This is a genomic window from Ochrobactrum sp. RH2CCR150, from assembly GCA_014138095.1.
GTDB lineage: Bacteria > Pseudomonadota > Alphaproteobacteria > Rhizobiales > Rhizobiaceae > Brucella > Brucella gambitense.
On record JACGXE010000011.1, the window covers coordinates 83205 to 108351 of the forward strand.

Genomic DNA, 25147 nt, shown 5'->3' on the forward strand with positions numbered 1-25147 from the left:
ATTACATTCATAGGAATCCAGTCTCTCCTTACGGTTAGCTTCGCTTTACAAAGCACTGTAAAGGCCCGTGAACCTGGCGGCGACTGAGATCAAGCTGCGCTGTACCTGCGCCGGGGCAAGATGGTTGTCTCTGATTTACCGAACGATCTTCAGCCGGTTGAGTTCTTTCTGCAATATCGTGATCAAACACGACATGTCGGCTCCCATCTGCTGCTTGCATCCGGAAATCCAGTCTTCCTTTCCTTGTTTAATTTGAACAGGACATGAGGAGCAAAATCCGTTGCGTCTCTAACTTGCACTTGCGTAGCATTTGTAAACTGCTCTTGGTGTAATTATCTGATTAAGCACCTTTCTTTTGAAGAATAGGCAAAGATCTCAGCTGGTGTCTCAAATCTAAGATCCTTGCGCTCTGTTGCCTTGAGATTAGGGGCGAGGGCGGATGTCGGCCAAACGATTGATGGGAGTGGGGTCCGCCATCGTTTCTATCCGGCGGGCCAATGCTCCATCATTATCGCCGCCTGATCGTCAAGCCGCCTGTCATGATCGCTTGGGTCATCTCGGGGCTACTCGCACCTCAACACGAAGCTAATTGTGATTCCAACCTTATGCATCGGTTTAATGCATCTGTGCATTCCATCGCTGCACTAAAAGTGCGGATGAACCCGAAAGGGGTGCCCGCACTCATTGAAATCCGCTTTGGGAAGCAACTCTTATTCTATCCCATAGTCGGATACGCTGATGGGGGATCATAATCGTTATGAGTTCAGGATGAACCGTATTACGGAGGTTACTTTCTATGTATCCAAAAGCTGCATTCCCTTAGCGCGAGCTGCTCGCAGGTCGAAGGTCACCGTTTCCGATATCCCGCAAGCCGTCCGCCGTGTGCAATCAGCGCGTCAGAAAAATCTGCATTGCTGCTGCGAAAGGTTGCAAGTGCCAGATAACCAACATCTGCGCCCTCGATGACCAGTTCGCGTGTGCGCAGAAGCATTTCGATTACTTCGACCAAGGCGGCGCGCGGCACCTTATAAGAGCGCACAAATACCCAAACGGTTTCAACCAGCACAACCTGGGAAATATATCCCAGCAGTTCGGTCGAGAGGCCATCGATGATCCGTGACGCTGCTGCCGATTGGGCTTCGTCGTCCTGCGCCAGATACCGCACAAGCACATTCGTATCGATACCGATCACCTGCGAGTATGCCCGCTTGCAATTGCTGCGTCCATGTCCTCCAGCCTAACCGGCGTGTCGGGCTGGGGGACAATCCCTTTCAATGATTTCACCGAGCCGGATGCTGGCACGACGGCATAGTGACCGTCCTCCATGCGAATGAACTCAATGCGGTCGCCGACGGACAGCCCCAAGTCATGGCGTACCTTGATCGGAATTGTGATCTGACCTTTCGACGTGACGGTTGAAAACGACATGGGGCTCCCCCCCTTACTATTGGTAAGGCATAATGTAAGAAAAAATTATCCGATGTCGAGGTTGCTCCGCGGAGCACATAAGCGCCCTTGCTTCTCATACCGCGAAAACGCTTAGCTCCGAGTGGGATGCCGGGGCGGCACACTGGTAGGGTGTTGAACGGATCAACCCAGTATGCTCCTTTAAATTATCATTTAGCAGATAAAAGAAAATCCGGACATGTCTCTCCCGCCGTCGCGATGGGCTCAGCCAAAGTGAGGCGGAATATGTCGCGCTGGAGCACCGCGTTGCAGGATCACGGATGCACTATGATGCGACGATGAAATGAGGTCGACTTTCCAAAAGCTACGGGCAGAATTCTTGTGTAACGCGCGGGAAGATAACCTATACTTGTCAGGCCTGTTAAGCTGCACTCGCCTAATCCCGCATGTCCCGTATCGTCGCCAATGACTATAAAAACCCAGTCGGTGGCCGGGGTCGGTCGAAAGAGATGTATGTCCGCAAATTTGATCAATTTCAATCTCGTCAGATTAATTCAACGCAATAGTTTTATATTTTTTGGGGCTAACCGGGAGGTATAAAACCCTAAACTAGATGTTTTTGATCGAATTATTTAGCGGGATCTCCAGATTATCAGAAACGCGCAAACCGCGAGCGTGAACACGCTGCTGATCAGAGATGAGGTTTCTTACCACTTTCAGGGTCGATCGCCCTGCGTTGCGATTTAAACAAACGGTTTTCTCGAAAGAGATGCGGTTTTTGGTGTGAAACAGACGTTGATTGCGCCATTTGAACGGCTGGAGGGGGCGGATTGCGCTCGGGCGAGGAAACGTTCGTCCAAGCAACTAGATTCTGACTGGCAATCTGCAAGTGGAGCCAGCGTTGCAGCAAGCCACCCCATCTCAGACATTCGTAAAGATTTCTGCAATAGCAGGCTCGGACTACTTGGGGAAATTACAAGCTTAATCAGACGACGATACGATACCAGACAGGCGATTCATACTGGGATTTGGAAACCTGCACTTGAAAGATTTCTTCAAAGGCTGATCCAGAAAGGGTAGTAAACAGGATCAGGGAGACCCGGTACTGGCAAAGCACCGGATCTCTGCTTTAGTTCCGCATCACTACTCGGGGCAATCAAGTGGTCGCTAGGCTTCAAGAGCATCAGTTTCTATCGCCTGCTCATTATCGGGTACTGGAGCTGCTTTCAAAGCCAAGGCGGTTAGTCCCGCGGCTATCATAAATGCTCCGACCACCCACAGACCGGCCTTGGGCGATCCTGTGACGTCGGCGAGCCAGCCTGTTACATATGGCCCGATAAATCCAGCCAGATTGCCCAGTGAATTGATCAAAGCGATACCGCCCGCTGCCGCTGCTCCGGTCAAGAAAGTAGTAGGCAAAGGCCAGAACGTCGGTAAGGCCGAGCAGATACCCATCGCACAGATTGTCACTGCAATCATCGTTGTGAAGGGTGATTGCTGATAGAGTGCGATAGGGATAGCGATGCCCCCGATTATCGCAGGCAGCGCGACATGCCATACACGCTCTCGCGTTTTGTCGCCATGCCTGGCCCAGAAATACATGGCGATGGCACCGAACACATAAGGAATGGCAACAATGAAACCTTGTTGGATGACCGAGTAACTGGTGTTGAATGTCTGCTGGAAGCCGGCGATGATTGTCGGCAGAAAAAAGCCCACGGCATAAAGACCATAAACAATACCGAAATAGACGAATGCAAGAGCGAGAATGCGTGGTTGCGTAAGGGCTTTATAGAGGGGATAATGGTAACGCTTACCAGTTTCAGCGTGTTCGTTATCCATTTCCTTCTGGAGCCAGTCTCGTTCACCGGGTTCGAGCCACGCGGCATCTTTTGGCTGGTCTGTAAGATAAAACCAGCAGCATGTACCAAGAAGAATAGCTGGTAGGCCCTGCATGAGAAACATGAAGCGCCAGCCGTCCATGCCAAACAACGTCCCATGACCCACCTCGATGAGCCAGGCGGACAGTGGGGCTCCGAATACGGACGAAAGCGGTACCGCTATCATGAACAGGGCGACTGCTTTGGCCCGTTCGCGCTTGGGAAACCAGAAGGTCAGGTACAATATGATGCCGGGAAAGAAACCGGCCTCAGCGATTCCCAGAAGAAAACGCAGACCATAGAGCGTGCCGGCATTTGGCACGTAAGCCATTGCCGAGGCGACGATGCCCCAACTTACCATGATGCGGGCGATCCAGCGGCGGGCACCGACTTTATGCAGGGCAAGATTGCTTGGCACCTCAAGCAGGAGATAGCCGATGAAAAAGATGCCAGATGCTAAGCCGAAAGCCGCCTTATCGAGACCAAGTGCATCATTCATTCCATGTGGGGCAGCAAAGCCGATATTGGTGCGATCGAGATAATTGACAAAGTAAAGAAGTCCCAGAAATGGCGATAATCGCCACGCAACCTTCCGCATCACGTGCGAACGCATTGCGTCATCTGCAGGTAGACTATTGGTGTTTGCGGACACAGGCTCCTCCCTCCGTCACAGTTAAAGTTCCCCACCCGGTTACAGTCTATTGGAGAAATCTCTTATCCACCAGTTGAGTGTAGTCCAGGCTGTAAGAACCCACCGCTCTCGACCGTTATGACGGGGCCTGACAGTAAGCAGGCGTGATCCGATGAGGTTTCGTTACAGGCCTTTTCCGCCAAATCACAACTTACGACGGCATCGCGCGATTGGGCCACCGGATCAGTTCACGTCAGCGAAGCTGTCTGACAGCTCGAGGTCCGGCAAATAAGCGACAGATTTGACCCCGACAGTCCGCCCCCGGTCAGTCGGCTATCAGCTTGGTTCATGTTATCATTGCTTATGTCGCTATAACCCCAAATATGCTTTCTGCACCCTTTCATCGTGAATAAGGTCGTGTGCCTTGCCTTCCAACGTAAATGAACCGGTTTCCATCACGTATCCACGGTCTGCACCGTCCAAAGCGAGATGGACATCCTGCTCTACGAGAAGCACGGTTACCTGCTCCGTCTTGCGAATGTCGTGCAAGATCGTCATTAATTGATCTACGACCACAGGCGCAAGGCCGAGGCTCATTTCATCGACCAACAGTAAAACAGGATCAGCCATTAGTGCTCGCCCCATAGCGCACATCTGCTGCTCTCCACCCGACATGGAACCGGCCAGCTGCTTGCGCCTTTCTGCGAGGCGAGGAAACAGAACATAGACCTTTTCCAGATCAGTTTTTGTCCGAGCCTTATCTTTGCTACGGTAGGCGCCCATCAACAAGTTCTCTTCTACCGACATACGGTCGAAAAGTTGCCTTCCCTCTGGAATATGGACCAACCCGCGCTGAAACACATACTCCGACGTTGATCTGGATACGTCTTCGCCACGAAATTCAATTTGGCCTTGCGAGCGGATCAAATGGGAAAGAGCGCGCAGGAACGTTGTTTTGCCGGCGCCGTTGCTACCAACCAACGCCACGATTTCCGCTTCCCTGACATGGAGATTGAGGTCACGAATGACTGGTAGTTCACCATAGCCAGCGGATAGGTTGCGTATGTCGAGAATGGTGTTGCTTCGGGGAGGGCTCATGCTCTCTTCTTTCCCAGATAGGCTTCAATCACAACGGGATTGGACAGAACCGCATCGGTGTTGCCTTCCGCTATTTTTTCACCATGATGGAGCACCATCACCCGGTCGGACAGTTTCTTGATAGCCTTCATGACATGCTCGATCACGAGAATGGTGACGCCTGAATTGCGAACCTTTCGGATGACTTCGATGACTTCCTCGATCTCGACCAGATTAAGCCCTGCCATAACTTCATCACACAGCAGAAGTTCGGGCTGCATGGCGAGTGCCTTGGCCAATTCCAGCCGCTTGCGATCCGGTCCTCCAAGCTCTTCGGCACGTTTATCCACGGCATTGCCAAGTCCCACGAAGTCGAGATTGGCGCGAGCCTGGTCGCGTGCCGCGGCAAGACCGTGATGTGCTTCCTTGCGTCCGAACATGGCGCCGACGGCGACATTATCGAGCACAGAGAGACCTGGAAAAGGCTTCATGATCTGGAAAGTGCGGCCAATTCCTATATGAGCACGCTTGTACATTGGCATAGTGTCGATGCGCTGTCCCTTGAAATAGACTTCGCCCGATGATGGATAGATCGAACCGCTGACGAGACTCACCACCGTGGTCTTGCCAGCGCCATTCGGCCCGATGAAGCCCAATATTTCTCCTTTGTTCAAAGTGAAAGAGACATTGTTGACCGCAGTCAGGCCCCCGAAGCGCTTGGTAAGGTTTTTGATTTCAAGCAGGGCGGTCATAGTTTATTCGCCTTTATGTTATTGATAAAGTAACGCCAGCCCTGCCGGGGTAGATTGCGCAATAAATCGGCCAGTCCGCGTGGCATTAAAACCACTGCGACGACGATGACTATGCCAAAGAACATGCCTGCAACATCGGTATAGGCAGTGGAGAGCCAGTTCGACACCCATTGCAGGAAAAGTGCACCGAAGACTGGCCCGAAAATTGTGCCTGCCCCGCCGAACACAGCCATAATGATCATCTGTACGTTGAGCTGTACCTGATAAGCTGCCTCCGGATCCAGAAAGGTGACCTTATAAGCTTGGAGCGCTCCGGCCAAGGCACAGAAAGCGCCACTCAACATCAAAGCCAGTATCTTGTATAATGTAGTATTGATACCCATTGCAGCAGCACCTTCCTCATTCTCACGAATAGCGATCAGACCGAAGCCGAACCGCGAGCGTGACAAAAGAGCCACCGCGCAAGTCGCGATGATCAGAAGGACCAATGCGGACTCGTAGAAAAAGGTGTCGTTGTTGAGAAGCGGCAGGACCAGCCCGATATTTTCCCCTGCGACTGGCACATTGGCGGTGATAGCGGCCATCACCTGAGGAAGGGCCAGCGTGGCGATGGCGAAATAGTGGCCCTTGAGACGCAGTATCGGCAAACCAATGAGCATCGCAAAGATTACAGCCGCGACGATGCCGATAGTTGCTCCCGCAAAGAAGGGCAAGTTGAACTGTACCATGGCGATGCCGGCTCCGTAGGCACCCAAACCGTAGAAGACCGAATTGCCGAACGAAGCGTAGCCAGTGAAACCACCGATAATGTTCCAGGCTTGCGCCAGTGTAGCGATTATGAGTGCATCGAACATCAGCTGCATCACGATCGGGGAGGCAAACAGCGGGGCTATTAGTGCCATGATAGAGGCAATGATGGCGAGGAGTACGGGAATGTGCTTCATGCCGTTTTCCCCAGAAGTCCACCAGGCCGAATGATCAACACGAGAACGAGAATACCGAAGCTGACCACGTTGCGGTAAGTGTCGCCGAGATAGAGTACTGTGAGGGACTCGATAACACCAAGGATCAGCCCGCCCAGGATGACACCAAGCGGATTGTCGAGGCCACCGATGATAGTGATGGCGAAACTCTTGGCGGTCAACGGCACGCCGATATAGGGATTAAGCTGGTTGACGGTCGCGTAAAGGCCACCCGCAATACCAGCAACTGCAACCCCGATGCCAAACGTAATCGCATAAAGATGGCGTGGTTCGACACCATAAAGCCGCGCTGCGGTGAGGTTCTGGGCAGTGGCGCGAATGGCGCGCCCAAGTTTCGTTGTCATCATGAAAAAGAACATGAAGCCAGAGACCACGAAAGCAGCGATGAAGGCGAGCAAGTTCATCAGCGGGATGGTGATACCAGCGACATTGAAGTTCACCGCCGAATAGGACGGAATAATGGCGCGAAAATCTGCCGAGAAGACGTGTTGTGCCACGTCTGTGAAGATAATTTCGATGCCGAATGTGATGAGCAGCGTATTAAACATTGGCCCACGCGCGACCAGATTGAGAATACCGCGCTGCAAAGCATAACCGAAACAGAACATCACTGCGGCCGCTGCAAACACACCGATGAATGGATCGATGCCGAAATTGGCAAATAGCAGCCAGGTAACGTAACCACCCAGCATGATCATCGTGCCGTGCGCGAGATTGACGATGTTCAATACGCCCCAGACCAGGGCGAGACCCTGTGCCATGATGGCGTAGAGTCCGCCCAGAAGAATGCCGTTGATGACAACCTGTAAGAAAAGATTCATTCCAACCCCGCAATACAACTACCGCTGTAAACAACTGCATCAGCGTTACCGACGAGACGAGCAGCATCTCGCCGGATGCAACTGTCCAGAGCTGGCGTGATCAACGCGCGTTCCAGGCCGGCATGGGGTATTTCGGCGTATTGACCTGACCCGCGGGACTGCGGATTTCAATCAGGTTGCTGTCCTGCACCTGGACCACGATCTGGGGCAGGTCGATCTGTCCACGTTCATCGAAAGCGATGGGACCGTAAAGGCTGTCGAACTTGATGCTCGCCAACGCGTCACGGACCTTTTGCGGGTCGAGCGAATTGGCCTTTTCAATTGCTTCCACGAAAGCCTCAACGTCGGAAGCCCCGGAAGCGGCATGATAATCCGGCTCGTAGTTGAAACGGGCTTTGTATTCTGTCTCGAATTTGGATGCATCACCGAACCAGCGGTCCTTGAGATCGGCGCTGGGAAGCCAAGCGGTCATGCCAAAGGCATTGTCCGCATCTTTTCCGAGCGCCTTCCGAAAATCTTCCGTCGGTACGCCCACGGTAAAGGAATACAGCTTTGGATCAAATGCGAGGCTCTTTGACTGACGTACAAAATTGAGCACTTCGGTCTCATGGCCTGCAACTAGCACGGCGTCGACATTTTTGCTTTTGATTTGGGAAATCAAAGAGGTGAAGTCAGTCGAGTTGGTAGCAAATTTATCATCAGCAGCGATGGTGAAACCGGCATCGTTCAAAAGCTTGCGGGTGCCTGCGGCGACCGACACGTCGAAGGAATCGTCAGCATAGACGAGTGCCACATTGGTCACCTTTGGGTCCAGCTCCTTCAGCATCTCCACTGTTGAGCCGAAATAATTGGAAGCCGGAGCGAGTGTGCCAAAGATATATTTGAAATTGCGGGTGTAGATTTCATCGGAAGCACCTCCGCCCTGAACCATTGGAATCTGGTACTTTTCAGAAATCACGGAATCTGCGAGCGCAAAATTACTGGCGAAGGGTCCGAGCAGAAAATTGACTTTATCGCTGGTCACAAGTTGCGTGTACTGGCGCACGCTCAGATTGACGTTCGATTGGTTGTCATAGATTTTTAGCGCCAGCTTATAAGGCTTGCCATCCACCTTTACGCCGCCCGCAGTGTTGATCTTGTCGATAGTAATATTATAGGCGTCCTGATAATAGCGACCGGTATTGGCCACCGGTCCCGATAACTGTACGGAAGCGCCCAGTGTAATCACGTCATCGGCCTTCGCAGATATCGTCAATAATGACAGTCCGGCAACGCCAAAAGCAACAGTTTTGACCCACGTAGTCGAACGAATTTTTAGCATAACAACCTCCCGAATTCTCCAGGCTGATACTAGCAATGAAATGCTGCGCGTTGGAAGAAAAATTCGTGTATCGGTTTTTCGGCTATTAGGTCCTGGATGACGCATTTGTGATAAAAAAGAATTTAAACAATAAAATATTTCTTATACTATTATAATAATTTTATTATTTTGGTATATTTAAACAAACAAAACTCACGAATCCGTGGTTTTTTATCAAAATGTCAACTTAAATAAGTATATTATTTATTTCAAATTAACGATATGTCTGATTATAATAAGTTTATTCGCTCTCTGTTGTTAGTTATGTTTTCGAGAGCCTTACAAGCGAAATAAAACGGTTCGGGGCGACACGTAGTCATCGGGATCGCTCTAAATATTTATACTATCGCCTTATCCTACGCTGCACCACTTCGCACTTTAGCTGGAAGTGTTCTAACGAAGCCGGAAGAAAGTGATTGTCTAACCGCCATTACAATGGCGGCAAGGGAAAAATGAAAGCGGGTATAAAATGCTCCAACGGATCCCAACGTTTGCACTGGTGATAAATTAGCCGCACCGTGTACTGTCCCGAACACACCAGAACCAGTGGCAAACAGTAGTTATATATCAATCAAACCACTGTTGTTATGAGTGTGTTCTATCGGGCCATGAATAGGGGCACTGGGCTATGTCTGAGCAAAGTTTCCGTTACACCGCCAAACAGCCTTTCTACCGTCTGCCCATATTTGTATGCGCCCATGACGATCCAGTCGGCCTTCATTTTTTTGGCTTCCTTGATCAGTTGGCTTCCGATTGTTTCGTCAACCAGCAACTGCGCGTTCACTGTATCGCAGCTCACGCCCGCCTCCTTCAACTGACTGACAGCCCATTCGATTTCCAGCAATTGTGGCGAACCAATGCGTACCAGACGAACAGCACCCGCCTGACTGAGCCATGGAATTGCGGCTTGCAGGGCTTTTCTCGACTGCCTGGTATCCTTCCAGGCAATCATAATCCTACGCGGGTCACTCTGTCGGCACGTTGCCGGGACGACGAGTAAGGGAGTATTTAAATTGAAAAGGCAAACTCGCATAACCAGATTGCCGTAACTTTCATCTTCATTGGCTGGACGAGCAATAACGTTCAGCGCTGATTGCTCGCTGTATTTCGGCAAAACCTCTTCCCATTTGCCCTCTTCTTCAGACCAACTCGGATATTGTCTGGGGCTGACGGTGTTGAGCCAGTTCCCATATATTTTTTTGAGGAACCTGCTTTCCTCGATGGCTTCCATATCTATTTCACGCTCGACCTCCCGGGGCAGGATCTGTTCAGTTGGCAATATTCTCCGTATCGCCGGAACACGAACATGTAACACTTCAATTGCGGGATGCTGAAGAACCCTGCTGGCCATATCCGCTGCCTCAAGGCAGGCAATGGCACCGCGCCGCTGCGGCAGGATTGCGACTATGCTCTTGCCGTACATATCAGGTCTGTGGATCATCATAACCTCTCACTCGAACGTCATTCACAAATTGATATTCGGCATTATGGCTCGCCTTTTTCTGCCCATTCGTCTCGACGTTCCTTGTGACTGTCGAGCCGGTCTTTTCTTATCTTCACGATAGCGGGCCTGAGCTGTGCGACTTCTTCTGTCTCATCAGTGATTGCAAAGCCCAGAAGCGCTTCAAACAAATCTTCCAAGGTGACAATCCCAGTGCTGATACCATCGGCGTTGACGCCGCCAATTGAATCGCCTGATCCTAGAAGCCATTCGATAGCTTCGTTGATTTTCAGCGTATCGGGAAGCTGGGGCAGGGGGTGTGCGAAGAAACCGAGTTTGCGGTCTTTCACAGGGTCTTTAACCAATGCAAACAGGACTTCCCGCTGATTAGCATATTCGAGCAATGTGCTGCTGTCGCCGGAATGCAAGGGAATACGGGCAAACGACAATATGTCAGGTGTTTCGACTAACGAATGCGCAGGCATATCCTTGTCGAGGGAAAGAACCGTATCAATGGGCGTCTGAATATCCTGCAGAACCACTTCGTGGGCAAACAACATATGCGAGATGACGTGAGATTCACTCGATGCGATCGCGCCTGTGGAGGGAACATTCGAAATATATCGGGCAAGTCCGGAACGAGTGATTGCGCTGGCTTCTGAACTTTTCATCCATCGCGTTATCAGGCGTGAAACTAGCAAGACAGGCCACAAGATTTTCATCAGAAATGATAAGATTCTTCCGACAGGCCCGGCCAAAGCCGCTGCATGGGTTGTGGCATAGGTTTTCGGTGCGATTTCTGACAGAAAGAGGAGCAACACGGTCAGGACTGCGGAAGTAATGCCGATTCCCAGATCGCCCCAGACCCTCGCGGCATGGGCCCCGACAAACCCGGGGCCGACCGTAGCTGCAAGCGTGTTGATGATAAGAATGGTGCTGATTGCATCGCCAATCCTCTTTTGCTTGATGGCAAGCAACTGTCGGACACCTTTCACCTCCTGATGTTCAATCAGGCCAGTGATGCGAACGCTTAACAGGACGCCTTCCATAAACGAACACATTGCGCATGCGATTATGGAAAACATCGCCCACAGGACTATGCTGATAATCAATCAGTCCTCCCTTGCTCGCTGTCGCTGATCGGTCCTGATGCGGACAGATCGCAATTCCGAATTGCTTAACAGGATTGCCATTGGTGCTAACACGGCGACGCCAATGACGAATTCGACCATTGTTTCAAACATGATCAGCTCCTGATCTGGTATTGCCGGACCGCTTCAGACTGCCGATTGTACAAAATGGTAAGGGCTCGAAAACTCGGCGTTTGATCCGAGTTCCTTCTCGATGCGCAGCAACCGGTTATATTTGGCGACCCGCTCACTGCGGCAAAGAGAGCCCGTCTTGATCTGACCTGTCCCCAGCGCAACCGCGAAATCGGCAATGAACGTATCCTCCGTTTCTCCAGAGCGATGCGACACGACAGCGTGCCATCCAGCATCATGGGCCAGTTCAATAGCCTCAATGGTTTCCGTTACTGTTCCGATCTGATTGAGTTTGATCAGAGCCGCATTCGATGCCTTCTTTCGAATACCGTCGGCAATGAACCTGGGATTTGTAACAAAGTTATCGTCACCGACGATCTGGATCCGATCGCCCATTTCTGCCGTTTGCGCGACATATCCCTCCCAATCGGTTTCATCGAACCCGTCTTCTATTGATACGATTGGAAACACTTCAATCCAGCGGCGATACAGATCGAGAAGAGCTGAGCGTCCCAATGTTTTACCCGACGCGAAATGATAATTGCCATCCTTGAAAAACGATGAGGCAGCAGGATCGAGTGCTATTGAGATATCGATACCTGGCCGGAATCCGGCAGTTTCGATTGCATCAACAATCAGGTCACAGGCTTCGTCATTGTTATTCAGGTCAGGCGCGAAACCGCCTTCATCGCCCACGGCAGTCGGCAGACCACGTTTTTCGAGCGTCCTCTTTAGTGCCTTGAATGTTTCCACTCCGTAACGAAGCGCTTCATGGAAGTTGGGCGCTCCATGTGGGACGATCATAAATTCCTGAAAGTCCAGCCTGTTGCCCGCGTGTTTACCGCCATTGATGACATTCATCATCGGGACTGGAAGCCTGCGAGCGGTGGGACCGCCAAGATAATGGTAGAGCGGAAGATGCAACGATTGTGCGGCTGCACGCGCCACAGCCATCGAAATGCCAAGAATAGCATTCGCGCCCAGTTTCGATTTGTTGGATGTGCCATCCGTGTGAATGAGCATCGCATCAATATCGGTTTGTTGCGTTGCCTCCAACCCTGCGATAGCGGGACCGAGAATTGTGCGGACATTTTTGACAGCGTGAAGAACACCAAGGCCGTGATACCGGTGGGTGTCATGATCCCTCAGTTCCACTGCCTCGTGCTGGCCCGTCGATGCGCCGGAGGGAACGCATGCTACGCCCGTCGTTCCGTCGTGCAGTGTCACCTCGACCTGGACGGTCGGATTGCCTCGGGAATCGAGAATTTCAAGTGCATCGACATTCTGGATTTTGGTCGCTTTCATCGTCGCCTCAATAAACAAAAACCAATGTGGCCGACCGTTCGTCGGGCAAGCGATGGATAAGTTACATTGAGCGAATTGAGGTTCGTTCAGACATATCTCTACCGTCGTGCCAAACGGTAGGAGTCATCAGCTGGCCAGCTTGCAAAAGGGGGAACCCCATCCCCGCAAATATAATGCGCGGCTTCACGAGAAGGGTCAATACGTGCGTTGACGTTTTTGATAAACCGCCATATTTTTCTGATTGGATCGCTAGCGATCACAGGGAATGGAGTCTCCCGAAAACTGCGCTGTTGCTGATGACTCCTGCCAGTGCCCCTTGTGGGGTTGAACGGGTTTGTCCCTTGGCAGGAGAATGAATGGCTACTCCTTCATTTCCATCCATTGAAGATGTGCATAAGGGAACGCCTCAAGGCGCGGTTTCAGCTGGAAACGACGCCAGTCGGGACGACGCTAAATCAGATTACAGACAGCATGTCGTTAGCATATCGACGATAACAACCGCTATTGGCGGCCAGATCATTCACCGCGATCTGTCTCTATCGATATCTCGCGGAGAAATTCTCGGCATTATTGGCAATTCCGGTTCCGGAAAATCATTATTGCTCAGAGCAGTTATGGGACTGCTTGAGCCTGTCAACGGCACAATTCGATTGTTTGGAGAAGATATCTATGCCGCACGACATGAGGATCGAACGCTGATTAACCGACGCTGCGGCGTCCTCTTTCAGGCCAATGCCTTGTTTTCCTCGCTAACCGTAGTCGAGAATGTCGCCGTTCCCTTGAGGATGCTGACAAATATATCGGAACTGACCATTAGCGAACTGGTTCGGCTAAAAATTCTCCTCTCGGGCCTGCCACTCGACGCGTCTGAAAAATATCCGGATGAACTTTCTGGCGGCATGCAAAAACGTGCAGCACTTGCACGTGCGATAGCGGTCGATCCTGACCTTCTCCTGCTGGACGAGCCGACAACCGGGCTCGATCCTCTTATGGCAGAACAGATCGATGATCTCATTAATACGATCGTCAGGACGATGGGAATGACAGCAATGCTCGTCACTCACGATGTCGATACACTTTTTACGGTCTGCGATCGCGTCGCCGCACTGGTGGATGGATCTATCGTAGCGCTTTCTCCGCCAAGGGAACTCGAGCGAAGCGACCATCCATGGGTACGACAGTATCTCAGGGCACATCCCAGAAAATATATTTCAATGACGGATTCAATCCGGAAAGGTCGGACATGAAGCATAAGGGTATTCTCGTTCTGGCAAGGCATGGGCAATGTGAAGGCAATGCCCATAATATCTTCACGGGCTGGCGAGATTTGCCGCTGACGGCGGCAGGACGTCATGAGGCATCCAGAATTGCTCTGGCCCTTCAGGCTGCAAAATACACGATCAACAGGGTTTTTTGCTCGCATCTGCGGCGAGCGATCGAGAGCGCTGAGATTATTGTCGAAACACTCGGCAAACACCTGCCTGTTTCAAGCAACGATGCGTTGAATGAACGCGATTATGGCGAACTGACAGGAATGAATAAAATTGAGGCCGCAAACAGGTTTGGTGAAGAACAGGTACACCAGTGGCGTAGATCGTATGAGATGTCTCCACCGGGTGGCGAAAGTCTGAAGGACACGAAAGAGCGGGTGCTGCCATATTATCTGGACACCATTCTTCCAGGACTTGAACGGGGAGAAAACATTCTCATCGTCGCGCATGGCAACAGCCTGCGGGCTCTCATCATGTATCTTGAGAAACTGACACCGTCGCAGATCATAACCCTTGAACTGAAAACCGGAGAGATTGTGCTCTATCAGATTGATGAGAATGGCAATGCCACACGGTTACCGGCCATCACGGCCACAATCTGAAAGGAAAGAGATCGTGACGAAAATCATTCTTACCAGACACGGCCATGTCGAGGGCATCGTTCCACCACGGTTTCGTGGAAGAATGGACGTGCCGCTGACTGAAACAGGTCGGAGACAGGCAACGTTGCTCGCGGATCTGATCGCCAGACGGTACAAGCCGACGGCAATCTATACGAGCCCGTTATCCCGTTGTGTCGCAACAGGTACATGCATTGAAAAGAGGACGAATATCAAAACAACCATCCTCCCTGAACTGCTGGATTTTGACTACGGCGACTGGACAGGAAAAACCCACACAGAAATTGCGCAGGAAGATCCGGGGCGGTATGAACGATGGTGGACCCAGCCTCAATTTGTTCGGCCACCCAACGGTGACTCCCTGCAGGCGTTCGTCGCTCATGTTTCAGAAGCTATAAGAGACGTGCTCTGGCGACATGATAGCGAATGCGTCGTTCTGGTCGGGCACGACAGCACGAACCGGGCACTGCTTCTCACCCTGATGGATTTGCCATTTTCGGCCTATTGGCGTTTTGAACAGTCTCCCTGTGCCGTCACAGAAATCGACGTTACAGAAAAAGGCGTTCGCGTTCTTTCCGTCAATGAAACCCTGCACCTAGAGGACTTTGGGTAGTCCACCCAATCAGGATGAAAAGCCAGGAATATCGACCTGGCCTTCATCGCAGCCATTCGTCGTTGACGAGATTATCCGGTTTCAGCAAGCGGTTTGTGTTCCTCGACCATATCGCTTGTCACGATGTCCGCGCCGTGGTGAATGTGCCAATGTTCGAGGTGCTTGTAGACAATAACCTTGTTACGCAGATGTTCCCCGTGCTGACGGCAGAACAATTCCAGCTTGTCGCGTTCACCAATAAGTTCGACGCACATCGTCAAATGCGGATTCTGTAATTCCACGCCGCGCTCTTCCAGTGAACCATGGTTGCTATATCCGTAATGGGTGTGATGAGCGACAGCGTTGACGATTCCCGCCTGCTTTGCCGAGGTCACGAGTGCGCGATAAAGCGGTCTGTGATTGAATATCTTCGCATCCGCTACCTTGATCCGTTCTCCCGGCTTCAGATAGATGCGAAGCATGCCTGTTTCCTTAGGCGTTACTTTATGGGGGTATGGCATTGTGGCTATACTCTCCTTCGGATTGATGATGGGGGTGAGAGATTTCGACTTTTTACGGTCAACATGGTCCATGAGGCGGTCCAGTCTGGAAGGTTCGAATTCGCGAACATGGCGCAGTGCAACGTCGGGAGGGACAAGCCCCAGTGTGTTCTTGGGAACGCCGATACGTTGTGACAGATAAATGCCGGAATGGCCGCTCATGACATAGGCGATGAAGCAGACAATCGCGATGTATACGGTATGGGTGGAGCCGAACAATTCGACGCCCATGATCGTGCAAGCCAGCGGTGTGTTCGATGCGCCAGCAAAAATGGCAACGAAACCGAGTGCTGCGAACAGATCTGTCGGTGCGCCCATCAATGCCGATAAAGCGTGGCCGAGCGCCGCTCCAATAAAAAACAAAGGTGTGACTTCGCCGCCTTTGAAACCGGTGCTGAGCGTAACGATTGTAAAGACAAGCTTGATGAGCCAGCTCCAGGGATGGATATCGTCACCGTTGAAGAAGCTCGAAATCGTCACGTCACCCGGATTGGGTGACCAGACGCCGAGGCCAAGATATTCACGCGTGCCGAAAATGTAGACCAGCAGGATGACGAGCACGCCCCCGATAAAGGGCCGCAAAGGACCATAGGGGCAAAGCTTCTTGAAAAAAGCTCCGACCAGATGTGAGCTTTCGGAAAACAGGCGGCCGATCAGCCCGAAAGCAATTCCCGCAATGATAACCTTTGCCAGAAGTACGGGGTCCAGATGAAAGCGCGCTGTGATTGCGCTGGCATTATTCATGAATGAGATATGATAGTGCGTGTGTGCCGCACCCCAGCTCTGGCAAACCCAGTCGCCGACCACAGCCGCCACAAGGCAAGGAATAAGCGCGTCATACTGAATGCGACCGATTGCCAGTACTTCGAGCGCGAAAATCGCCCCGGTTACCGGAGTTCCGAAAACCGCGCCAAAGCCTGCTGCAATCCCTGCCATCAGAAGAATCCGGGTATCGGCAGGCATGAGGCGAAAGGCTCTGGCAAAGCCGCTTGCGATGCTTCCGCCAAGCTGTACTGCCGTTCCTTCGCGTCCAGCCGAACCGCCGAACAGATGGGTTAGAACGGTAGACAGGAAAATCAGCGGAGCCATGCGTAGCGGAACTCCGCCACCCGGCTCATGGATCTGATCGACGATAAGATTGTTACCACCTTCGGCCGACCGCCCCGTCCAATGATAGAGGAAACCGACGGCCACGCCTGCGAAGGGGAGGGCGAACAGCAGCCACGGATTGTCAAAGCGTGTCCGCGTCGCCTCATCCAGTGCCCAGAGAAACAGGGCGCAGAGCGAGCCGACAACAATGGACATGAGACTTACGGAAAGCAGCAATCTTGCTGAATGCAAAAGGCGGTTAATCCGCACAACGGGATCGTAAATCATGCTGCGGAAACCGCCTTCGCGAAAGGCTGGTCCGACATGGATAAACAAGAGAAAACAGGTATGGCGTTCATCAATAGCTCCTACATCTCGCGACTACCGCAAGTTCTGTAGGAGTCATCAGCCCTGTCCGATGCAGGGCGGTTCGACCATTATGGCCAGGCAGAATCCATTACCTGACCGGTGTTTATCTCGAAGAAGCTCCGGCTGTCAATTGGACAGCACTAGCTATTTTGTCGCAAACGGACGGCTCAAAATAAAAAGGCTTAATCTTGGAACCGATCTTGATAATCTTAGTTATGTTACCAGATCAGTACTGCGGGAATATTTCCCGCCAAAATTCGCACAAGGGGATGGAGTTCCCCTGAACCGCCGGAAGGCAGATGACTCCTGAACAGTCTTAATGCTGTCCAGGAGAATTGCGGATGAACGTTTCCACCATCAAAGCGGCTAAGCCGGGACGTAAAAGAAGTCCGAGCGTAGTACCGTCTGAAATTCCGCCGAAAGACGATAAGCAGTCTGGATCGAAGCGCGATGTCGCAGATGGTTTGCTTTTCCAGCGTCAGGCCGACCCAAACCAGGAGGACGGGGTTCCGGAGCCGGACTTTTTCCATGATCTCAATCTCGATCAGCTTTTTCTGAACATTCATACAACAAGGCAGGAATACGAACTGCAATCCTTCTTCCGCATTCCGCTGCGGGAAAGAGAGGCCGTTATTTTCAGACAGGAGATAATGCGCGACCTCGAAAAGCCCGAGATCCGGGGCATTATCGACTCCTTCAGCCAGTATATGCGCGACGTGCGTGCTTATCAGGCAATGGTGGAGAAGATGTACTATGAGCATCAGAAGAACGCCTGGACGCTGGATTTGGTTAGCGCTTATTGCAAGGCTGTTCAGTCATTTGCGGAGAAGTTTGAAGGCACCGATATTGCTTCACGGGGGCTAAGGGCGTTTGGATTCTACCTTGCCGAATACAGTGCTGATCCTTCATTTACAGCGCTTGCAGAAGAGGGCTCTTCCATCAAGCAGGATCTCGCAACCGTTAAATATAGCGTCACGATCAAAGCGGGCACCGTAACCGTACAAAAATATGACGACGAACCCGATTATACGCAGGAAGTCCAGGCAACCTTCGAGAAGTTCAGGCAGGGGGCGGTCAAGGATTATCGGATCGAGATTAAGGACAACGATATGATGAACTCCGTCGAGGAGCGTATCCTCGGCCTGGTCGCGATCCTCTATAAGGACATATTCTCCCACCTGTCGAGGTTTTGCACGCAGAATGCCGACTGCATCAGTGAACGGATCAAGGCATTCGACCGCGAAGTGCAGTTTTACACGGGATATCTCGATTACATCGACCCGCTCAGAAAAGCTGGTCTGGAGTTTTGTTATCCCGTGGTTTCGGAAACGTCCAAAGCGGTTCTGGTGGATGATTGCTTCGATCTCCTGCTGGCGCAAAAGCTGACCGGACAGAAAACCCCTGTGGTGACCAACAGTTTTCAGCTTTCCGGAAAGGAACGTATTTTCATCGTCTCGGGGCCAAATCAGGGCGGAAAAACCACGTTCGCCCGCACATTCGGGCAACTTCACTATCTCGCCAGCCTCGGCTTGCCTGTTCCGGGTAAAAAAGCAGAGCTTTTCCTGCCCGACCGGATATTCACCCATTTCGAGAAGGAGGAGAGTCCGGATTCGTTACGGGGTAAACTGGAGGACGATCTGTTTCGTATCCACGCGATACTGCAAAAGGCGACACCGGATAGCATCGTCATCATGAACGAGATCTTCAATTCGACCATGTTGCGTGATGAGATTTTCCTGAGCAAGCAGGTGCTCAAGCATATGGAAGAACTCGATCTGCTTTGCGTCTGTGTCACCTTTATCGATGAACTCGCCTCACTGAGCGAGAAGACCGTGGGCATGGTCAGCACGGTCAATCCCGACAATCCTGCCGAACGTACATACAAGCTCGTGAGGGCCAAGGGTAACGGTCTCGCTTATGCTTTGTCGATCGCCGAAAAATACGGCCTTACCTACAATCAACTGAAGACACGGATGAAGCCATGAAAGCCAATCTGATGTACCGGGACAGGGATTTCGATCTCAAGTCACCGCTGCCATGGGGGGCAGAGGCGTTAACGCAAGATCTGGGGCTCACAAAGATTTTTGCTACCATGGGCGGCGAGGATAAATTTCTGCGCGAAGTGGCGGAAAAGGGGGTACTTGCCAGTTTGTTCGAGGTGCAGGAGATCGCCTACAGGCAGGACATCATGCGTGATTGTTTCCGCAACCCTGATACCGTCCGCAAGATATACGACTTTGCCTTCGACACTTTGGAGAATGAGCGGAAGAACTTCTGGCGCTGGGGAAGTTTCCCATCCTCCGTGTTGAGCGGAGCTGTCAGCGTCCTGAATATGTTTGTCGAGCGGCTGAAAATTCTGCGGCAGATCGCAAGTGATGAGCGCGGAAACTTTCGTTCCGAGGGCTTTGGCAACCTGTTTTCCATGCTGCTGAGAGAGCTGGACGATGATTATTTTGCGGAGATAACTGCACATCTGAAACAGTTGAAATTTAGCAAGGGTGTACGCCTGAGCGCGGAACTCGGCCCCGGTAACATGGGTATCAATTATCTTCTGCGTCGCGACGACAAGCCGTTGAGCTGGAAGGAATGGATTTTTGGCCCGAAACCGGAAGCTTACAGTTTTACACTGCATCCCCGCGACGAGAATGGAGCACGTGCGCTGACCGAAATGGAGGATCGAGGCATCAATCTGGTGGCGAATGCCCTTGCGCAATCGACGGACCATATCAGCAACTTCTTCAAGATGCTTCGGACTGAACTTGCTTTTTATATTGGATGCATCAATCTTCGGGATGCACTTCAACAGAACGGGGAGAGCTTTGCCTTCCCTGTCTTATCCGGTAAGAATGAGCGAAAGTTTTCCTGCACGGGTCTTTATGACGCCTGCCTCAGCCTCAACATGAATAAAGAGGTTGTTGGTAACGACATCGATGCGGATGGCGATAGCCTGATTATTGTAACCGGTGCCAATCAGGGCGGGAAGTCGACCTTCCTGCGTTCCGTGGGGCTGGCTCAGGTCATGACGCAATGTGGTATGTTCGCTCCGGCCAGCGCCTTATCGCTCAATATCTGCGACGGTATTTTCACTCACTTCAAGCGCGAGGAGGATACTGCCATGGCCAGCGGGAAATTCGATGAAGAGTTGAAACGGATGAGTGCGCTTGTGGAAAGGCTCAAACCCAATGCCTTTGTGCTTTTCAATGAATCTTTCGCGGCCACCAATGAGCTGGAAGGCTCGGAAATTGCTGGCCAGATTACGACCGCGCTCATCGAGAAGAACATAAAAGTCTGTTTCGTCACGCACCTGCATGAATTCGCCGAAGCGCTTTACGAACGCAAAATGGACGCTGCGCTTTTCCTGCGTGCGGAACGGCTGGAAGATGGCAGCCGGACCTTCAAACTGCGACCCGGAAAACCATTGTCCACGAGCTTCGGCGTTGATCTTTACAATCGAATTTTTGAGAAGAACCTGGAACAGCCGTCTTTTGCCAGGAAACTGTCTGATTGCGGGCCATCGGTTGCACCTTCGGCCTGAATAAACCCTGTTGTCTAATCCCCTCAGTGATAATAACATGCTTTTAGAAGGGGATGGAGTTCCCCATAACCGCCGCGAAGGCTGATGACTCCTACTGTTTTTCGAACGGGCCGCGTGCCCGTAACAGTAGGATTTTTCATGATGTCAGATGCCGCAAGCCGCCGCGAAGAAACCATTGAAACATTCCTGATGGACCCCATTGTGCGGCTGCTCATGCAGGCGGACAATGTCGACGAAGTTGAATTGAGGGCCATGTTGGACCGGGTGAGCGCCACGCTTCTTGAGCAGGCAGAACTCGTCGCAATCTCTGTAGCTACCGAGGTTGAAGAGCCTTCCCCATTAATCCCACCGCGACGTTACCGCCCAGGTGTCGGTATTATCCTCTTCAATGAGAAAAAGCAGATTTTTGTCGGGCGCAGGATCGATGTTGAACATGAGTCCTGGCAAATGCCGCAGGGCGGGATCGAGCCACGAGAAACGCCCAGCGAAGCAGTGTTCCGGGAACTACGCGAAGAACTGGGCACTGGAAACGCCGAGATCATAGCGAAAAGCAATGGCTGGTTTCGCTACGATCTCCCATCCGAACTCATGGGAATTGCCTGGGATGGCAAATGGGACGGACAGGAGCAGCAGTGGTTTGTCCTGCGTTTTCGCGGGGTTGATGCCGATATAAACGTCGCCACCGAGCATCCGGAATTTTGCGATTGGCGTTGGGTGGAACCTGCCGAGCTGCCCCGGCTGATCGTTCCATTCAAACAACAACTCTATCAGGATGTCCTGAGCGAGTTTCGCATACTCCCCTCGAATTCAGTCCATCCCTGATTTCAATCGTGATCAGGAACCGTCCCATGTCGCATACGCCTATCGATATAGCGCATGAAAATACTCCGGTAGCACAAACAGGAGAAACTCAGCAGCCTTCGCGACCTGCGCAGGTGAGGGCTTTCCGCTTCGTTCTTCTGATCGGCGTTATGAGCTTTTTTGCCGATTTTACCTATGAAGGTGCCCGCAGTGTATTGGGGCCCTTTCTGGCGCTGCTTGGTGCGAGCGCGACCGCCATCGGCTTCGTCACTGGTCTGGGTGAACTGGCCGGATATGGCTTGAGGCTCTTTTCTGGCCGTTGGGCCGACGCAACAGGGCGTCTCTGGTTCATCGCCATTCTCGGTTACGTCATACAAATGGCGTCCGTGCCTGCACTTGCGTTTGCCAATAGCTGGGGGATGGCGGCCACGCTGATCGTTCTCGAGCGGGTGGGCAAGGCAATCCGCAATCCTCCGCGTGACGTCATGCTCTCTCAGGCAGGCGGTAAAATCGGCGGTTACGGATGGGCGTTCGGCGTTCACGAGGCCATGGACCAGTTCGGTGCGATGGTCGGTCCCCTGATCGTCGCATGGGTTCTGGCAAAGCAGGGTTCGTATCAACAGGCCTTTGCCATTCTGGCTTTGCCTGCGGTTCTGAATATCTGTTTTGTCGTCATTGCCCGCATGACCTATCCCCGACCGGAAGAAATGGAGCCACCGTCAGCATCTGACGAGACGACGCATTTGCCCCAACTATACTGGATATATCTGGGCGGAGCGCTGCTGGTCGCGGCCGGATTTGCCGATTATCCGCTGCTTGCCTATCATTTCGGCAAATCTGATCTGTTGCCCGGACAGTGGATAGCCTTGTTTTATGCCGTGGCGATGGCGGTGAGCGGAACCGGATCACTTGTGTTCGGTCGCCTGTTCGACCGGTTCGGATTTCATGTTCTCACCGCATTAACGGCACTGTCGGCGCTTTTCGCGCCACTTGCTTTCCTTGGTGACTTCTGGTCAGCGCTGATTGGAACAATGATCTGGGGGATAGCGCTGGGCGTCCATGAATCGATGATCCCCGCCGCCGTGTCCCCAATGGTTTCCGTTCGGCGACGCGCAACGGCATTCGGTATCTTCACGGCCGCCTATGGCGTTTTCTGGTTCCTCGGCAGTGCGCTGATCGGTTTTCTGTATGATCTCGATCTTGCCTGGGCCATAACATTCTGTGCGGGCACCCAGCTTCTGGCCGTTCCGATTTTCATGATCGTCGGGCGACGGTATAACCGTCTAAGGCAGTCATCCTGAAGAGGGCTGTCAATTGCCGGATTATTCGGGCGAGCCATTACTGCCGTAATGTATGACTTGGACTTTTTCGGTCGTGATGAGGCAGCTCTGGGTCATCTTCATCACCTCCGGAATGAATTGTTCGATTTTTTCAGGCGCATCGACGATCTCCACGACGATCGGCAGATCCTGCGACAGCCGCAGTATTTTCGCCGTATGAAGAACGCTGGAATGACCAAAGCCGAGCGGTCCGCGCAAGACTGTAGCGCCAGCCATCTGCATTTCGCGCGCTTTGTTGACGATAGCTTCATAGAGAAGTTTTCCGTCTTCAGTCTCGTCTTCCTCACCGAAGAAGATGCGCAACAATGTCGATTCCTGCGGTAATTCCATCATGATTCCTCCATTTACCGGTTGATCCGCTGTGCGATAATGAAACCAACCGTAGCAGCGGCAAGAGAACAGAACACAAGGGCACATAAATAGAATGCGGCCAGCGGCACGTTGCCTTTCAACAGAAGCAGGAACGTGTCGAGGCTCATGGATGAGAATGTTGTGAAGCCACCGCAAATCCCGCCCATAACGAATTGGCGCTTTGCTGGTCCAACGAACCATCGCCCTTCGGGTCCCGTCACGGTCGCAAAGAACATGATGATGAAGGACCCGACGATATTGACGAATGATGTGCCCCACAAGGGGTTGGCATCAAGGACGGCGATGATGATCCATTCGGAGAAGAACCGAAGGAATGAGCCGATTGCCGCGCCACAGCCCACAGCCAGATAAAGCCTGATATCCTCTGCCTGCCGCCAGTTTCTCATCAGAACTGCTCCGCCATCCAGAGAACACCGCCATATCCGGCGGCGACCGCGAACACACATAAGAGGGCGGATGCAACGATGTTGAACAGGGCTTGTCGCCGTTCACCATCCAGCATGAGATTGAGGCTTTGCAGGCAGAATGAAGAGACGGTCGTATAGCCACCTAGAATGCCGACCATAATAAAATCGCGAAACGCGTCAGTTGCAAAAATGCCACCGAGCCCTATTCCGAGACCCGCCCCTATCCCGATAACGAATGTACCGCTCACATTGACGGCAAAAGTACCCCAGGGAAATGTCTCGCCGACCCGGCGGCTCACATAACCGGAAAGGAAAAAACGCAGAATGCCGCCGATAAAGCCGCCAATCAGAACCAGAAGTGAAGCTTCAATGCTCATGCATTTGGATTTCTTCGAAGGGTGAAAACGAGGCGGGTGGAAAGTGACTGTCCAGTTAAAAATACATCATAAATCAGCGTCTTAGAAGATGTTCAATGCCGAGTTTCCTTCACGATCTCTGGAGTACGTTGGCTTTCTCAAGTGTCATTATGCAATTCTTGATCATTTGTTTCGATAGCCGGAGGAAGCCCTGGAGATTTTCCTTCGTGTCGACAATTTCAATAATGACAGGATAGTCCTGTGGCTGCCAGAAAGCCGTCCCTGCGTGCCGGATTGTCGAGCGCCCGTAGCCGAGTTGTCCGCGCAAAACCGTAGCTCCGCCCATATGTGCCAGGCGAGCTTGTTCCACGATGGCTTCATAAAGAGGACGGTTGTCGAACTGATCACTTTCGCCCAGAAAAATCCGGAGAAGGGAAGCTTCCGTAAATCCAATCATATCCAGAGCTCCATTCAATTACAAATATTCTACACCTTCGAACCTCATAAAGAAATTCAACTTGGCTCGACTGCGATATCTGATCGAGCGCAAGTTTAAGGTAGGGCATAGATAAATGTTGCCATGCTCAACCCACTCGGTCAGAAATGAAGCGCTATTTCATCCAGAACTACCAGGATACCGGGAAAAAGCGGAGCTCAGTTCGGATACGGCGAATGCCAATGCAAATAATAGATTTTGACTGGCAATCAAATGATGAACCGCCCGAAACAGGTTCATCTGCAACTCAATTATACCGATACCGAAAGCATCATTCACGGTTCTTTTCTGACCAGATCATAAAGGCAATCACGGCCAACAACGCCAATGTTACAATGCCTATAAACCAATAAATCCAGTCCATGTCCGCTCCTCCCGACGATATAACTATCATGACGGAAAAAGGTTCAAGACAATATA

Annotated in this window: 23 protein-coding genes and 5 riboswitches; of the genes, 7 read left to right on the plus strand and 16 right to left on the minus strand. The window is 51.9% G+C overall.

Annotated elements, in window-relative coordinates; all coding sequences use genetic code 11:
- Positions 1–847: 847 nt before the first annotated feature.
- The 11 genes from FHW03_RS19500 to eno form a co-directional block, all read right to left on the minus strand.
- On the minus strand, positions 848–1192 hold the full coding sequence (locus FHW03_RS19500) for a PIN domain-containing protein (RefSeq protein ID WP_377515258.1): 345 nt from the start codon (positions 1190–1192) through the stop codon (positions 848–850).
- A complete protein-coding gene (locus FHW03_RS19505; RefSeq protein ID WP_182522131.1) occupies positions 1189–1428 on the minus strand; it encodes an AbrB/MazE/SpoVT family DNA-binding domain-containing protein in 240 nt (79 codons plus the stop codon). Before FHW03_RS19505 ends, FHW03_RS19500 begins: the two co-directional genes overlap by 4 nt.
- Before the next feature lie 1146 nt (positions 1429–2574).
- Entirely contained in the window at positions 2575–3939 is a 1365-nt protein-coding gene (locus tag FHW03_RS19510; protein ID WP_235813570.1) for an MFS transporter, read from the minus strand.
- A gap of 348 nt (positions 3940–4287) precedes the next feature.
- Entirely contained in the window at positions 4288–5016 is a 729-nt protein-coding gene (locus FHW03_RS19515) for an ABC transporter ATP-binding protein (protein WP_182522132.1), read from the minus strand.
- Positions 5013–5747 (minus strand): ABC transporter ATP-binding protein, encoded by a 735-nt coding sequence (locus tag FHW03_RS19520; RefSeq protein WP_061348229.1) that lies wholly within the window; start codon positions 5745–5747, stop codon positions 5013–5015. Before FHW03_RS19520 ends, FHW03_RS19515 begins: the two co-directional genes overlap by 4 nt.
- Positions 5744–6691 (minus strand): branched-chain amino acid ABC transporter permease, encoded by a 948-nt coding sequence (locus FHW03_RS19525; protein WP_182522133.1) that lies wholly within the window; start codon positions 6689–6691, stop codon positions 5744–5746. The genes FHW03_RS19520 and FHW03_RS19525 overlap by 4 nt, the downstream gene beginning before the upstream one ends.
- Positions 6688–7551 carry a branched-chain amino acid ABC transporter permease gene (locus tag FHW03_RS19530; protein ID WP_061348227.1) on the minus strand — a complete coding sequence of 288 codons (864 nt, stop codon included), beginning with the start codon at positions 7549–7551 and terminating at the stop codon, positions 6688–6690. The genes FHW03_RS19525 and FHW03_RS19530 overlap by 4 nt, the downstream gene beginning before the upstream one ends.
- Positions 7552–7651: 100 nt before the next feature.
- The gene (locus tag FHW03_RS19535) at positions 7652–8872 is read right to left on the minus strand and encodes an amino acid ABC transporter substrate-binding protein (protein WP_182522177.1); all 1221 of its coding nucleotides are present in this window, start codon (positions 8870–8872) and stop codon (positions 7652–7654) included.
- Between the two features lie 637 nt (positions 8873–9509).
- A complete protein-coding gene (locus FHW03_RS19540) occupies positions 9510–10355 on the minus strand; it encodes a universal stress protein (RefSeq protein WP_182522134.1) in 846 nt (281 codons plus the stop codon).
- A gap of 41 nt (positions 10356–10396) precedes the next feature.
- Entirely contained in the window at positions 10397–11464 is a 1068-nt protein-coding gene (locus tag FHW03_RS19545) for a CNNM domain-containing protein (RefSeq protein WP_182522135.1), read from the minus strand.
- A 165-nt stretch (positions 11465–11629) separates the two neighbouring features.
- Entirely contained in the window at positions 11630–12919 is a 1290-nt protein-coding gene (eno, locus tag FHW03_RS19550; RefSeq protein WP_182522136.1) for a phosphopyruvate hydratase, read from the minus strand.
- Positions 12920–13029: 110 nt separating this feature from the next.
- A riboswitch (Fluoride riboswitch) is annotated at positions 13030–13092 on the minus strand.
- Between the two features lie 79 nt (positions 13093–13171).
- Positions 13172–13232, plus strand: a riboswitch (Fluoride riboswitch).
- A gap of 43 nt (positions 13233–13275) precedes the next feature.
- Here eno and FHW03_RS19555 point away from each other — a divergent pair.
- From FHW03_RS19555 to FHW03_RS19565, 3 genes are read left to right on the plus strand one after another with little or no spacing between them, the layout of a single operon-like run.
- On the plus strand, positions 13276–14166 hold the full coding sequence (locus FHW03_RS19555) for an ATP-binding cassette domain-containing protein (protein WP_182522137.1): 891 nt from the start codon (positions 13276–13278) through the stop codon (positions 14164–14166).
- Positions 14163–14792, plus strand: coding sequence for a 2,3-bisphosphoglycerate-dependent phosphoglycerate mutase (locus FHW03_RS19560; protein ID WP_182522138.1), 630 nt, complete (start codon positions 14163–14165; stop codon positions 14790–14792). The genes FHW03_RS19555 and FHW03_RS19560 overlap by 4 nt, the downstream gene beginning before the upstream one ends.
- Positions 14793–14805: 13 nt before the next feature.
- Entirely contained in the window at positions 14806–15423 is a 618-nt protein-coding gene (locus tag FHW03_RS19565; RefSeq protein ID WP_182522139.1) for a histidine phosphatase family protein, read from the plus strand.
- Between the two features lie 71 nt (positions 15424–15494).
- Here the strand turns inward: FHW03_RS19565 and FHW03_RS19570 are convergent, their stop codons facing one another.
- A complete protein-coding gene (locus FHW03_RS19570) occupies positions 15495–17267 on the minus strand; it encodes a DUF190 domain-containing protein (RefSeq protein WP_377515264.1) in 1773 nt (590 codons plus the stop codon).
- A 173-nt stretch (positions 17268–17440) separates the two neighbouring features.
- A riboswitch (Fluoride riboswitch) is annotated at positions 17441–17522 on the minus strand.
- Between the two features lie 154 nt (positions 17523–17676).
- Positions 17677–17736: riboswitch (Fluoride riboswitch) on the plus strand.
- Positions 17737–17761: 25 nt separating this feature from the next.
- On the opposite strand from FHW03_RS19570, the gene FHW03_RS19575 reads away from it, so the two are divergent.
- The 4 genes from FHW03_RS19575 (at position 17762) to FHW03_RS19590 (ending at position 23057) form a co-directional block, all read left to right on the plus strand.
- A complete protein-coding gene (locus FHW03_RS19575; protein WP_182522141.1) occupies positions 17762–19405 on the plus strand; it encodes a DNA mismatch repair protein MutS in 1644 nt (547 codons plus the stop codon).
- Positions 19402–20955, plus strand: coding sequence for a DNA mismatch repair protein MutS (locus tag FHW03_RS19580; protein WP_182522142.1), 1554 nt, complete (start codon positions 19402–19404; stop codon positions 20953–20955). Before FHW03_RS19575 ends, FHW03_RS19580 begins: the two co-directional genes overlap by 4 nt.
- 40 nt (positions 20956–20995) lie before the next feature.
- A riboswitch (Fluoride riboswitch) is annotated at positions 20996–21056 on the plus strand.
- A 37-nt stretch (positions 21057–21093) separates the two neighbouring features.
- On the plus strand, positions 21094–21777 hold the full coding sequence (locus FHW03_RS19585) for an RNA pyrophosphohydrolase (protein WP_377515267.1): 684 nt from the start codon (positions 21094–21096) through the stop codon (positions 21775–21777).
- 26 nt (positions 21778–21803) lie between these two features.
- Positions 21804–23057 (plus strand): MFS transporter, encoded by a 1254-nt coding sequence (locus FHW03_RS19590; protein WP_182522143.1) that lies wholly within the window; start codon positions 21804–21806, stop codon positions 23055–23057.
- A gap of 21 nt (positions 23058–23078) precedes the next feature.
- Here FHW03_RS19590 and FHW03_RS19595 read toward each other — a convergent pair whose 3' ends face one another.
- From FHW03_RS19595 to FHW03_RS19610, 4 genes are all read right to left on the minus strand, one after another.
- A complete protein-coding gene (locus FHW03_RS19595; RefSeq protein WP_182522179.1) occupies positions 23079–23426 on the minus strand; it encodes a DUF190 domain-containing protein in 348 nt (115 codons plus the stop codon).
- A gap of 14 nt (positions 23427–23440) precedes the next feature.
- Positions 23441–23854, minus strand: coding sequence for a fluoride efflux transporter CrcB (gene crcB, locus FHW03_RS19600; RefSeq protein WP_182522144.1), 414 nt, complete (start codon positions 23852–23854; stop codon positions 23441–23443).
- Positions 23854–24252, minus strand: a complete 399-nt coding sequence (gene crcB, locus FHW03_RS19605) for a fluoride efflux transporter CrcB (RefSeq protein ID WP_182522145.1) — start codon at positions 24250–24252, stop codon at positions 23854–23856. Before crcB (FHW03_RS19605) ends, crcB (FHW03_RS19600) begins: the two co-directional genes overlap by 1 nt.
- Before the next feature lie 109 nt (positions 24253–24361).
- Positions 24362–24688, minus strand: a complete 327-nt coding sequence (locus FHW03_RS19610; RefSeq protein WP_182522146.1) for a DUF190 domain-containing protein — start codon at positions 24686–24688, stop codon at positions 24362–24364.
- Between the last annotated feature and the right edge of the window lie 459 nt (positions 24689–25147).